Genomic DNA, 12,667 nt, shown 5'->3' on the forward strand with positions numbered 1-12,667 from the left:
ACAGGTGGATGTGTATTGCCTGGCGCGCACGCCCAGGCCCGACGCGCCGCCTTGACGCCACCGGGCTGAGCAGGCACTTTCCGGGGCTCACCCTGCTTTGCGAATGACGCCCCCATGCAACTACCGACTTTGCTGACCCAGCACATCGCCCGCCGCCCCCAGCGCATTGCCTTGTTGCAGCACATCGCCGAGCAAGGCTCGATCACCCGCGCCGCCAAAAGCGCGGGCATCAGCTACAAAGCGGCGTGGGACAGCATCGACGAGCTGAACAACCTGGCACAAACCCCGCTGGTTGAACGCAGCGTGGGCGGCAAAGGCGGCGGCGGTGCACGCCTGTCGGTGGCCGGGGAACGGGTGATGCGCCTCTATCAACGCCTGCAAGCCCTGCAAAGCCAAGTGCTGGACGCCGCCGAAGACGCCAGCGACCTCGACCTGCTGGGCCGCTTGATGCTCAGAACCAGCGCCCGCAACCAGTTGCACGGCAGCGTCAAGGCCATCCACAGCCATGGCCACAACGACCTGATTGAACTGCAACTGCCCGGCGGCCTGACGCTGCACGCGCAAATCACCCACGACAGCACCCAGCGCCTGGAACTGAACCTCGACACCCCGGTGGTGGCGTTGATCAAGGCGGGCTGGCTGCAATTGACGGCGCCCGACCAGCCATTGGTGGCCGGGCACAACCTGCTGCGCGGGCACATCGAACAGATCCTCGACGCCGATCACAGCCCCAGCGAAGTGCGCATCAGCCTGCCCAGCGGCCAAACCTTGTGCGCCCTGAGTGAACCGCAACACCTCGAAACACTCCAGTTGACGGTGGGCAGCGAGGTCAATGTGCAGTTTTCACCGACCCTGGTGTTGCTCGGCACGCCCCTCTAACGGCCTTGTGGGAGCGGGCTTGCTCGCGATGCAGACACCTCGGTCGACCCTTTGACCGCACCGATGCCATCGCGAGCAAGCCCGCTCCCACACGTTTTCTGCAACACCACTGTCATAACCGCTGCTTAAGGTTGCGCAAAAACCTTAAAAGGCCTGCGCACTATGAACCTCCTGGATGATCAACACCCCACCGACCTTGAGCGCATTGTTGGCTTGAGTCGACGCGGGTTTATCAGCGCAGGCGCCCTATGCGGCGCGGCGATGTTTCTGGGCGGCAACCTGCTCAGCCGCAGCGCGCTGGCTGCCGGGGTCAGCTCGGCCGCAAGCCCCTTGCTGGGCTTTGCCAGCATCAATGCTGCCACCAGCGACAGCCTCAGCCTGCCACCCGGCTACCGCGCCTCGGTGTTGATCAGTTGGGGCCAGCCCCTGCACACCAACGGCCCGGCCTTTGACCCCAGCGGCAATGGCAGCGCCGACGCTCAGGAGGTGCAGTTTGGCGACAACAACGACGGCATGAGCCTGTTCGCCTTCCCCGACGACCCCAACCGCGCTCTGCTGGCGATCAACAATGAATACACCAACTACCGCTACCTGTACCCCCACGGCGGCCTGCCGACGTCGGCCGAAGAGGTGCGCAAAGCCCAGGCCAGCGAAGGCGTGTCGGTCATTGAAGTACAGCGCAAAGGCGACGGCTGGCAGTTTGTTCAGGGCTCGCCGTTTAACCGGCGCATCCACGGCAACACGCCGATCCGCCTCAGCGGCCCGGCCGAAGGGCACGCCTTGCTGCGCACCCAGGCCGACATCAATGGCGCACGGGTGCTGGGCACCTTCCAGAACTGCGCCAATGGCAAAACACCGTGGAGCACCTACCTCACCTGCGAAGAAAACTTCACCGACTGCTTTGGCAGCTCAGACCCCCAGCAGACCTTCGACGCCGCGCAAAAGCGCTATGGCGCCACACTCGCCAGCCGCGAGATCAACTGGCACCTGCACGACCCGCGCTTCGACCTGGCGACCAACCCCAACGAGCTCAACCGCCATGGCTGGGTGGTCGAAATCGACCCGTTCGACCCGAAATCGTTGCCGGTCAAACGCACCGCGCTGGGCCGCTTCAAACACGAAAACGCCGCATTGGCACAGACCCGTGATGGCCGCGCCGTGGTGTACATGGGCGACGACGAACGCGGTGAGTTCATCTACAAGTTCATCAGCCGTGACCGCATCGATACCCAAAACCCCAAGGCCAACCGTGACCTGCTGGACCACGGCACGCTGTATGTGGCGCGCTTCGATGCGGGCGACAAACACCCCGATCATCCCAAAGGCCAAGGCCAGTGGATCGAACTGCGCCACGGCCAAAACGGCATCGACGCCAGCCAGGGTTTCGCCAACCAGGCCGAAGTGCTGATCCACGCCCGGCTCGCGGGCAGCGTGGTCAACGCCACGCGCATGGACCGCCCGGAATGGATCGTGGTCAGCCCCAAAGACGGCCAGGTGTATTGCACCCTGACCAACAACGCCAAACGCGGCGAAGACGGCCAGCCCGTCGGCGGCCCCAACCCGCGCGAAAAGAACGTTTACGGGCAGATCCTGCGCTGGAAAGCCCACAACGATGACCACGGTGCCGACAGCTTCGACTGGGACCTGTTTGTGGTCGCGGGCAACCCGGTGGTGCACCCAAAACAGCCCAAAGGCGGCTCGGCCAACATCACCCCGCAGAACATGTTCAACAGCCCCGACGGCCTGGGTTTTGACGACGCCGGGCGCCTGTGGATCCTGACCGACGGCGACTACAGCAACACAGGTGACTTCGCCGGCATGGGCAATAACCAAATGCTCTGCGCCGACCCCGACAGCGGTGAAATCCGTCGTTTCATGGTCGGCCCGGTGGGCTGTGAAGTGACCGGCATCAGCTTCTCGCCGGATCAAAAAACCCTGTTTGTCGGCATCCAGCACCCCGGTGAAAACGGCGGCTCGACCTTCCCCGAGCACCTGCCCAACGGCAAACCGCGCTCCTCGGTCATGGCCATCAGCCGCGAAGATGGCGGGATCGTCGGCACATAACACACGTCCCCGTAGGAGCTGCCGCAGGCTGCGATCTTTTAAAAGATCAAAAGATCGCAGCCTGCGGCAGCTCCTACGGAGGTCAGTCTGCGTTAACATGCTTGGCCGGACGCGGCAGCCTGCTGCGCGCAGGAGTCAGCATGTCTCATCCGTTCGCAACACTTACCCCTGATCTGGTGCTCGACGCCGTCGAAAGCATCGGTTTCCTCAGCGACGCTCGCGTGCTCGCCCTCAACAGTTACGAAAACCGCGTGTACCAGGTCGGTATCGAAGGCTCGCAGCCGCTGATCGCGAAGTTCTACCGCCCGCAGCGCTGGACCAACGAAGCGATCCTCGAAGAACACCGCTTTACCTTCGAACTGGCCGACTGCGAAGTGCCGGTGGTGGCGCCGATCATTCATAACGGCCAAAGCCTGTTCGAACACCAGGGCTTTCGCTTTACCCTGTTCCCGCGACGCGGTGGCCGTGCCCCCGAGCCGGGCAATCTCGACCAGCTGTACCGCCTCGGCCAACTGCTTGGGCGCCTGCATGCAGTAGGCGCCACCAAGCCTTTTGAACACCGCGAAGCCCTGGGCGTGAAGAATTTTGGCCATGACTCGCTAACCACCTTGCTCGAAGGCAACTTCATCCCGCGCAGCCTGTTACCGGCCTACGAGTCGGTGGCCCGCGATCTGCTCAAGCGTGTCGAAGACGTGTACGCCGCCACCCCGCACAGCAACATTCGCATGCATGGCGACTGCCACCCCGGCAACATGATGTGCCGCGACGAGGTGTTCCATATTGTCGACCTCGACGACTGCCGCATGGGCCCGGCGGTGCAAGACCTGTGGATGATGCTGGCCGGTGATCGCCAGGAATGCCTCGGCCAACTGTCCGAACTGATGGATGGCTACAGCGAGTTCCACGACTTCAACCCCCGTGAACTGGCCCTGATCGAACCCCTTCGCGCCTTACGCCTGATGCACTACAGTGCCTGGCTGGCCCGCCGCTGGGACGACCCGGCGTTCCCGCACAGCTTCCCGTGGTTTGGCAGCGAGCGGTATTGGGGCGACCAGGTGCTGGCGTTGCGCGAACAACTCTCGGCGCTCAATGAAGAGCCGCTGAAACTGTTTTAAAGTGGTGCCCTTTGTAGGAGCGAGCTTGCCTCGCGATCTTTTGATCGTTTAAAGATCGCGAGGCAAGCTCGCTCCTACAGATCAGTCAGTTACCTAACCAAGGATCCTGCATGCAAGCCGCCAACCCGCGTCGCGGGTACATTCTGGGCCTCAGCGCCTATGTCATCTGGGGCCTGTTCCCACTCTATTTCAAACTGCTGGAAAGCGTGCCCGCCGCCGAAATCATCGTCAGCCGCGTGCTCTGGTCAGCGCTGTTTGGCTCGCTGCTGTTGCTGGTATGGAAGCACCCCGGCTGGTGGCAAGAGCTGCGCGACAACCCCAAACGCCTCGCCGTGCTCAGCGGCAGCGGCCTGTTGATCGCCATCAACTGGCTGACCTATGTGTGGGCGGTGAACAACGACCGCATGCTCGAAGCCAGCCTGGGTTACTACATCAACCCGCTGGTCAACGTGCTGCTCGGGATGTTGCTGCTGGGTGAGCGCCTGCGCCGCCTGCAATGGATTGCCGTGGGCCTGGCCGCCATCGGTGTTGCCGAGCAAGTGTGGCAAGCCGGCAGCCTGCCGTGGGTGTCGCTGGTGCTGGCGCTGACCTTTGGCTTTTACGGGCTGATCCGCAAGCAGGCGCCGGTCAAGGCGTTGCCGGGGCTGGTGGTCGAAACCTGGATTCTGGTGCCCATCGCCATCGGCTGGCTGCTGATGCACCCCGAGGCCAACAGTGCCCACGCCGATTTCTGGGCCACCTCACAAGCCTGGTTGCTGGTGGCCGCAGGCCCGGCCACATTAATCCCGCTGGTGTGCTTCAACGCGGCCACGCGCCACCTGCCCTACACCACCATCGGCTTTATGCAGTACGTTGCGCCCACCCTGGTGCTGATTCTTGCCGTGTGGGTGTTTGGCGAACACTTGTCCGAGAGCACCCTGATCGCCTTTATGTTCATTTGGGCGGGCCTTGTGGTGTACAGCATTGACGCCTGGCTGAGCCTGCGCAAAAAAGCCTGACCTGAACCCCGTGGGAGCGCGCCCGCTCCCACGGGGTTTTTATGGGCCTGCATATAAAATTGTGTACTGTTTTTAGAATTATCTGGAACAACCTGCACTTTTCTTGAGAACATCCTGTTCTTCTACGTGACCGATAGCTTAATAAAAGTCGCAGAACGACGTAGTTAGTCTGATTTTCACATCGGCAAATGATCATGTAGTATGCCTCGGCGACCACTACATAATTGGCAACAAGGTCGGTCAATGCGTCTGCTTTACCCCGTATGACCCCGCTACGGCGGTGTTTTGAGAAGCGCTCCAGGCTTTAAATAAAAATGAGTGAGGCAAGCAATGACTGAACACGTTCACGTCGGTGGCCTGCAGGTCGCCAAAGTCCTGTTCGACTTCGTCAACAACGAAGCCATCCCCGGTACCGGCCTCAACGCCGACCAGTTCTGGGCCGGTGCCGATAAGGTCATTCATGACCTGGCCCCCAAGAACAAAGCACTGCTCGCCAAACGCGATGATTTGCAGGCGCGCATCGACGCCTGGCACCAGGCGCAGGCCGGTAAGGCCCATGACGCCGTGGCTTACAAAGCCTTCCTACAAGACATTGGGTATCTGCAGCCAGAAGCCGCAGATTTCCAGGCAACGACGCAAAACGTCGATGACGAAATCGCCCGCATGGCTGGCCCACAGTTGGTGGTGCCGGTGATGAATGCGCGCTTTGCCCTCAACGCCTCGAACGCCCGCTGGGGTTCGCTGTACGACGCGTTGTACGGCACCGATGCCATCAGCGAAGCCGATGGCGCCGAAAAGGGCAAAGGCTACAACAAGGTCCGTGGCGACAAGGTCATTGCCTTCGCCCGCGCCTTTCTTGACGAAGCCGCGCCGCTGGCCAGCGGTTCGCACGTTGACTCCACGGCTTACGCCATCGTTGACGGCGCCTTGCAGGTCACCCTCAAAGACGGCACCAGCAGCGGCCTGCGCGACACCGCGCAACTGATCGGCTACCACGGCTCGGCCGAGGCACCGACCGCTGTGCTGCTCAAACACAACGGCCTGCACTTCGAGATTCAGATCGACGCCACCAGCCCGGTCGGCAAAACCGATGCCGCAGGCGTCAAAGACGTGCTGATGGAAGCTGCGCTGACCACCATCATGGACTGCGAAGACTCGGTTGCCGCGGTCGACGCCGATGACAAAGTGGTGATCTACCGCAACTGGCTCGGCCTGATGAAGGGCAACCTGAGCGAGCAAGTGACCAAGGGCGGCGAAACCTTCACCCGCACCATGAACCCGGACCGCGAGTACACCGCGCCCAACGGCGGCACCGTCAGCCTGCATGGCCGTTCGCTGTTGTTCGTGCGTAACGTGGGCCACCTGATGACCATCGACGCGATCCTCGACAAGGACGGCAACGAAGTCCCTGAAGGCATCCTCGACGGCCTGCTGACTAGCCTGGCGGCTATCCACAGCCTCAACGGCCAGGCCTCGCGCAAAAACAGCCGCACCGGTTCGGTGTACATCGTCAAACCGAAAATGCACGGGCCTGACGAAGCCGCCTTCACCAACGAGCTGTTCGGGCGCATCGAAGACGTGCTCAAGCTGCCGCGCAACACGCTCAAAGTCGGGATCATGGACGAAGAGCGCCGTACCACCGTCAACCTCAAGGCGTGCATCAAGGCCGCCAGCGAGCGCGTGGTGTTCATCAACACCGGCTTCCTGGACCGTACCGGCGACGAGATCCACACCTCCATGGAAGCCGGGCCGATGGTGCGCAAGGCTGACATGAAAGCCGAGAAGTGGATTTCGGCCTACGAGAACAACAACGTCGACGTGGGTTTGAGCACTGGCCTGCAAGGCCGTGCGCAAATCGGCAAAGGCATGTGGGCAATGCCCGACCTGATGGCGGCGATGCTGGAACAGAAAATCGCTCACCCGCTGGCCGGCGCCAACACCGCCTGGGTACCGTCGCCGACCGCCGCCGCCTTGCACGCGCTGCATTACCACAAGGTCGACGTGTTCGCGCGTCAGGCCGAACTGGCCAAGCGCGCTCCGGCTTCGGTGGACGACATTCTGACCATCCCGCTGGCCGTGAACCCGCAGTGGACGCCTGAGCAGATCCAGAACGAACTGGACAACAACTCACAAGGCATTCTGGGTTACGTGGTGCGCTGGATCGATCAGGGCGTGGGCTGTTCGAAAGTGCCGGACATTCATGACGTCGGCCTGATGGAAGACCGTGCGACGCTGCGTATTTCCAGCCAGCACATCGCCAACTGGCTGCGTCACGGCATCGTCAGCGAAACCCAAGTGCTTGAAAGCCTCAAGCGCATGGCTCCGGTGGTTGACCGCCAGAACGCCAACGACGCGCTGTACCGGCCATTGGCACCGAACTTCGACAGCAACATCGCCTTCCAGGCGGCGGTCGAGTTGGTGATCGAAGGCACCAAACAGCCAAACGGCTACACCGAGCCGGTATTGCACCGTCGTCGTCGTGAGTTCAAGGCTAAAAACGGCCTGTAAAACCTCGTAACCCCTGTAGGAGCGAGCTTGCCTCGCGATCTTTTAGAAGATCAAAAGATCGCGAGACAAGCTCGCTCCTACAGATTCAGTTCTTTTTTGATCAAATCCAGCAGTTTGGGCGGGTCGATGGGCTTGAGCAGAAAGTCCAGCACGTTCAAGTGCATCGCTTCAATCGCGTCCCGTACCTCTGCATCCCCCGACATGATGATGATCGGCAGCTCAGCGCGTTCCGACTCGCGTACCTGGCGGATCAGGTGCAAACCGTCGTGGGGCTCCATGCGCAAATCGGTCAGCATCAGGCCAATCGGCAAGGCTGAATCCAGCAGCGCCAGCGCCTGCGTGCCATTGCTGGCGGTCGCGCAGTCAATCCCGTGCAGCGACAGCAGCTCTGCCAGCAACTCGCGGGCAAGCGGGTCATCTTCGACGATCAACACGCACTGCTCTGCCGGAGCAGGGGCTTGCATCACCTCGCTCAAGAGTTCACGTTCGGCGTCGGTCAGAATGTCGTGTTCGCTCATACCCGTCTCAAAAACTGCCCCCCGGTTAAAAACCAAGCGGTTCAGTCAGTTATCCCGCACTGCGATCAATGTGCACCTAGCTAAGCCTATTTCCAAGTAGGGCCGGTCTGAAAAATGTAAAAAGCCCGCACGTTGTCGAAAAACACAGCCACCAGACAGGTTTCCTAGACTTACGTCCAATGGGCACCCGCGTGCAGACAACCGAGCATGAAGGCCAGCAGGGGCCACGCCCCGTGATAACAACAACGGCTAATCATGCGGTATCGGTAATGAGCAAATCGGATGCGTTTCTCCAGGCAGGTCGAACGGCGGTGTTGCAAAACATCCACGGCACCATGCAGTTCTTGCAGCGGTTCCCGCCCTTTAACCAAATGGAAAACACTCACCTGGCCTTCCTGGTTGAACAGTGCCAACTGCGCTTCTATGGTCCCGGTGACAGCATCATTCGGCCCGAAGACGGCCCGGTCGAGCATTTCTATATCGTCAAACAAGGCCGCGTCATCGGCGAGCGCACGCACCAGGGCGCCAGCGTGGTCGAAACCACCTTTGAAATCACCGCTGGCGAGTGCTTCCCCCTCGCCGCCCTGCTGGGTGAGCGGGCCACCCGCACAGAACACTTGGCTGCTGAAGACACCTTCTGCCTGCAACTGAACAAAGCCGCGTTTATCAAAGTGTTTGCGCTGTCCGAAGAGTTCCGCGATTTCGCCTTGCGCGGGGTCAGCAGCTTGCTCGACAAGGTCAACCGGCAAGTGCAGCAAAAAGCCGTCGAAACCCTCGGCACCCAATACTCGCTCAACACCCGCCTGGGCGAATTGGCCATGCGCCACCCGGTCACCTGTAGCCCGCAGACCGCCCTGCGCGAAGCCGTGCGCCTGATGCATGAGCAACAAGTGGGCAGCATCGTGATCGTTAACGAACACAAGGCTCCGCTGGGCATTTTCACCCTGCGTGATTTGCGTCAGGTGGTGGCCAATGGCATTGAAGATTTTGATCAGGCCATCGACGCGCACATGACCGCCGGGCCGTTTTACCTGTCACCCGACCACAGTGCTTTCGACGCCGCCATTGCCATGACCGAACGGCACATCGCCCACGTGTGTCTGGTCAAGGAGCAGCGCCTGTGCGGCGTGGTCTCCGAGCGCGACTTGTTCTCGTTGCAACGGGTCGACCTGGTGCACCTGGCCCGCACCATCCGCCATGCGCCACGGCTGGACACCCTGATCAACCTGCGCGGCGAAATCAGCCAGTTGGTAGAGCGCATGCTGGCCCACGGCGCCTCTTCGACCCAGATCACCCACATCATCACCCTGCTCAACGACCACACCGTGTGCCGCGTGATCGAGCTGGTGCTGGCCGAGCGTGGCGACCCCGGCGTGCCGTTCACCTGGCTGTGTTTCGGCAGCGAAGGCCGACGCGAGCAAACCCTGCACACCGACCAGGACAACGGCATCTTGTTCGAGGCCAAAGACGCCGCCCAAGCCGCCGAGATTCGCCAGCGTCTGTTGCCCATTGCGCAGCAGATCAACCACCACCTGGCGGCCTGCGGCTTCACCCTGTGCAAAGGCAACATCATGGCCGGCAACCCCGAGCTGTGTTTGTCCCGCGCCGAGTGGGCCCGGCGCTTCAGCGCATTTATTCGCGAGGCCACGCCGCAAAACCTGTTGGCCTCCAGCATCTACTTCGACCTGCGCGCCGTGTGGGGCGACGAACAGGGTTGCCAGCACCTGCGCCGCACGATCCTCACGCAAGTTGCCGATAACCGTTTGTTCCAGCGCATGATGGCCGACAACGCCCTGCGCCATCGCCCGCCCGTGGGCCGTTTTCGCGAGTTTGTGCTGGAGCGCAAAGGCGGCGACAAAGCCACCCTCGACCTCAAGGTGCAGGGCCTCGGCCCGTTCGTTGACGGTGCCCGCCTGTTGGCGCTGGCCCATGGTGTAGAGGCCATCAACACCCTTGAACGCCTGCGCCAGCTCACCACCCTGGGCGTGATCGAGCCGCTGGACGGCGCGGCCTACGAAGAGGCGTATCACTTTATTCAGCAGACCCGCATGCAACAGCATCAGTTGCAGACCCGGCAAAACCGCCCGTACTCCAACCGAGTCGACCCCGACCAGTTGAACCAACTGGATCGGCGCATCCTGCGTGAAGCCCTGCGTCAGGCGCAGCGCCTGCAAAGCAGCCTGGCCCTGCGGTATCAGCTATGAAGCTGTTTTCCTGGCTGCTGCCGCGTAAAGCCCCGATCCTAAGCCTTGCCCAGCAGCAACGCCTGTTGCGCCTGCCCGAGTCTGCCGGCCTGGGCGATCACGCTCTGCGCGCCCAGCGCTGGGTGGTGGTTGACCTGGAAACCAGCGGCCTGAACCTCAATCGCGACCAAGTGTTATCGATTGGCGCGATGGTCATTGAAGACGGCGCCATCGACTTCAGCCAAACCTTTGAACGGACCTTGTTGCGCACTGACAACCCGCTGAGCCCCAGCGTCTTGCTGCATGGCTTGGGGCCCAGTGCGATTGCTGCCGGCAGCGACCCGGCCGACGCCCTGCTGGACTTTATGGCGTTTGTCGGTGACAGCCCGCTGCTGGCCTTTCACGCCCCGTTCGACCAGCACATGCTCACCCGTGCGCTCAAAGACAGCCTGGGTTACCGCTTGCAACATGCCTTTATGGACGTGGCAGCCCTGGCGCCCATGCTCTGCACGCAGCATCAGGGCCGCGAGGCCGGGCTGGATCACTGGATCAAGCACTTCAACCTGTATGTCGAAGACCGCCACAACGCCAGCGCCGACGCCCTGGCCACGGCGGAGCTGACGCTCATCCTGTTCAGCCGCGCCCGCGCCCAAGGCATCGACAGCCCCCAGGCCCTGCAACAGCGCCTCAACCAGTGGCAACGGCGCAAGATCATTCACAGCTTTTAAGAGCGCCCCCATCCCTCTGTAGGAGCGAGCTTGTCTCGCGATCTTTTGAACATTTAAAAGATCGCGAGGCAAGCTCGCTCCTACGGTTAGCCGATGAGCGTCAATTGCGCCGCCCGTTCCCCTCTGACACAATCGCGAATAATTATCGTTAGTTAAAACTTGCCCTCGGTGCAGCCGTTGTCCTCACTCCAAAACCCTCAGCACGAACTGGTTGGCTCGCTTTACCGCGACCATCGCGTTTGGCTGCTGGCGTGGTTACGGCGCAATGTGGCGTGCCCGCAACGCGCCGAGGACTTGAGCCAGGACACCTTCGTGCGCCTTCTGGGTCGCAGCGAACTCAGCGCCCCGCGTGAGCCCCGGGCGTTTCTCGCGGCCATCGCCAAGGGCCTGCTGTTTGACTACTTTCGCCGCGCCGCCCTGGAGCAGGCGTACCTCAACGAATTGACGCTACTGCCCGAGGCCGAGCAGCCCTCGCCCGAAGAACAACACCTGATCCTCGAAGACCTCAAAGCCATCGACCGCCTGCTCGGCAAGCTGTCGAGCAAGGCCCGGGCGGCGTTCCTGTACAGCCGCCTCGATGGCCTGCCCCATGCCGACATCGCACAGCGTTTGGGCGTGTCGGTGCCGCGTGTGCGTCAGTACCTGGCCCAAGGCATGCGCCAGTGCTACATCGCGCTGTATGGCGAGCCGACGTGAGCGCGATCAGTTCCAAACCGGTGTCAGCCCGCGTGCTCGACGCGGCCATTGCCTGGCAACTGTGCCTGGACTGCGGCAATGGCAGCCCGGTGCAACAGGCCGAATTCGACAAGTGGTACGCCGCCAGCGAAGAGCACGCCCGCGCCTGGCAACAACTGGGCATGCTCGACCACCGCTTCAGCAGCACCAGCCTGGCCGCACGCAATGCCTTGCGTAACGCCCGCAGCGGGGTGCATCAGCGGGTGCGCAAACTCGGCAGCGGCCTGGCGAGCATTGCGCTGGTGTGCGGGCTGGCCCTGTTCGCGGGCAAAAACTACCTGCCGTTGGATTACTGGATGGCCGACCAACGCACCGCCACCGGCGAGCAACGCCAGTTGCAACTGGCCGATGGCACCGTGATCAACCTCAACACTCACAGCGCGGTAGATGTTCAGTTTGATGGCGACACCCGGCGCATCATCCTGCAAGCCGGCGAGATCATGGTGCAGACCGGCCACGGCGACCCGCGACCCTTTGTCGTGCAAACCCGCGACGGCACCCTGCGGGCCTTGGGCACGCGGTTTATGGTCAAGCGCGAAGACGACGGCACACGCCTGAGCGTGCTGCAATCACGCGTGGCGGCGCACCCCGAAAACAGCGTTGAGGACGTCATCTTCAGCGCAGGCCAGCAAGTGCTCATGCACCGCGACCACCTCGGCCAAATGCTCACCGTCACCGCCGGGGCCGACGCCTGGACACGCGGCATGCTGGTGCTCGACAACGTGCGCCTGGCCGACATGGTCGGCGAACTCAATCGCTACCACCGCGGGCATCTGGGCGTTGATCCGCGCGTGGCCGACCTGCGCATCACCGGCAGCTTCCCGCTGGACAACCTCGAGCTGGCGCTCAATGCCCTGCCGCCGATCCTGCCGGTCAAGGTCAAACAGCTCACCCCGTGGTGGATCACCGTCGCCCCGGCGCCAGAAAAATAAATGCAGA

At 62.1% G+C, this 12,667-nt stretch carries 10 protein-coding genes; 9 read left to right on the forward strand and 1 reads right to left on the reverse strand.

The features are described 5' to 3' along the window. The first annotated feature begins 114 nt into the window (after nt 1–114). From GHO25_RS17625 to GHO25_RS17645, 5 genes are all read left to right on the forward strand, one after another. Nucleotides 115–879, forward strand: coding sequence for a TOBE domain-containing protein (locus tag GHO25_RS17625; RefSeq protein WP_153391509.1), 765 nt, complete (start codon nt 115–117; stop codon nt 877–879). 162 nt (nt 880–1,041) lie between these two features. Beyond that, the gene (locus tag GHO25_RS17630) at nt 1,042–2,943 is read left to right on the forward strand and encodes a PhoX family phosphatase (protein ID WP_153391511.1); all 1,902 of its coding nucleotides are present in this window, start codon (nt 1,042–1,044) and stop codon (nt 2,941–2,943) included. A 140-nt stretch (nt 2,944–3,083) separates the two neighbouring features. Next, nucleotides 3,084–4,058 (forward strand): serine/threonine protein kinase, encoded by a 975-nt coding sequence (locus GHO25_RS17635; RefSeq protein WP_153391513.1) that lies wholly within the window; start codon nt 3,084–3,086, stop codon nt 4,056–4,058. 110 nt (nt 4,059–4,168) lie between these two features. Next, nucleotides 4,169–5,056 (forward strand): EamA family transporter RarD, encoded by an 888-nt coding sequence (gene rarD / locus GHO25_RS17640; protein WP_153333517.1) that lies wholly within the window; start codon nt 4,169–4,171, stop codon nt 5,054–5,056. Between the two features lie 330 nt (nt 5,057–5,386). Further along, nucleotides 5,387–7,564 carry a malate synthase G gene (locus tag GHO25_RS17645; RefSeq protein WP_153391515.1) on the forward strand — a complete coding sequence of 726 codons (2,178 nt, stop codon included), beginning with the start codon at nt 5,387–5,389 and terminating at the stop codon, nt 7,562–7,564. 77 nt (nt 7,565–7,641) lie between these two features. On the opposite strand, the gene GHO25_RS17650 is transcribed toward GHO25_RS17645, so the two are convergent. Beyond that, nucleotides 7,642–8,082, reverse strand: coding sequence for a response regulator (locus GHO25_RS17650; RefSeq protein ID WP_048372301.1), 441 nt, complete (start codon nt 8,080–8,082; stop codon nt 7,642–7,644). A 269-nt stretch (nt 8,083–8,351) separates the two neighbouring features. Here GHO25_RS17650 and GHO25_RS17655 point away from each other — a divergent pair, with 269 nt between their 5' ends. The 4 genes from GHO25_RS17655 (at nt 8,352) to GHO25_RS17670 (ending at nt 12,660) form a co-directional block, all read left to right on the forward strand. Further along, nucleotides 8,352–10,286: a putative nucleotidyltransferase substrate binding domain-containing protein gene (locus tag GHO25_RS17655; protein WP_153391517.1), complete on the forward strand. Its 1,935-nt coding sequence runs from the start codon at nt 8,352–8,354 to the stop codon at nt 10,284–10,286. Further along, nucleotides 10,283–10,993, forward strand: coding sequence for a PolC-type DNA polymerase III (locus GHO25_RS17660; RefSeq protein ID WP_153330211.1), 711 nt, complete (start codon nt 10,283–10,285; stop codon nt 10,991–10,993). The genes GHO25_RS17655 and GHO25_RS17660 overlap by 4 nt, the downstream gene beginning before the upstream one ends. Nucleotides 10,994–11,170: 177 nt before the next feature. Continuing rightward, on the forward strand, nt 11,171–11,689 hold the full coding sequence (locus GHO25_RS17665; RefSeq protein ID WP_048372373.1) for an RNA polymerase sigma factor: 519 nt from the start codon (nt 11,171–11,173) through the stop codon (nt 11,687–11,689). After that, nucleotides 11,686–12,660 carry a FecR family protein gene (locus GHO25_RS17670; protein WP_048372305.1) on the forward strand — a complete coding sequence of 325 codons (975 nt, stop codon included), beginning with the start codon at nt 11,686–11,688 and terminating at the stop codon, nt 12,658–12,660. The genes GHO25_RS17665 and GHO25_RS17670 overlap by 4 nt, the downstream gene beginning before the upstream one ends. Nucleotides 12,661–12,667: the final 7 nt, after the last annotated feature.

Origin of the sequence: Pseudomonas sp. FSL R10-1350 (assembly GCF_009600525.1) — a bacterium.
Lineage (GTDB): Bacteria > Pseudomonadota > Gammaproteobacteria > Pseudomonadales > Pseudomonadaceae > Aquipseudomonas > Aquipseudomonas helleri.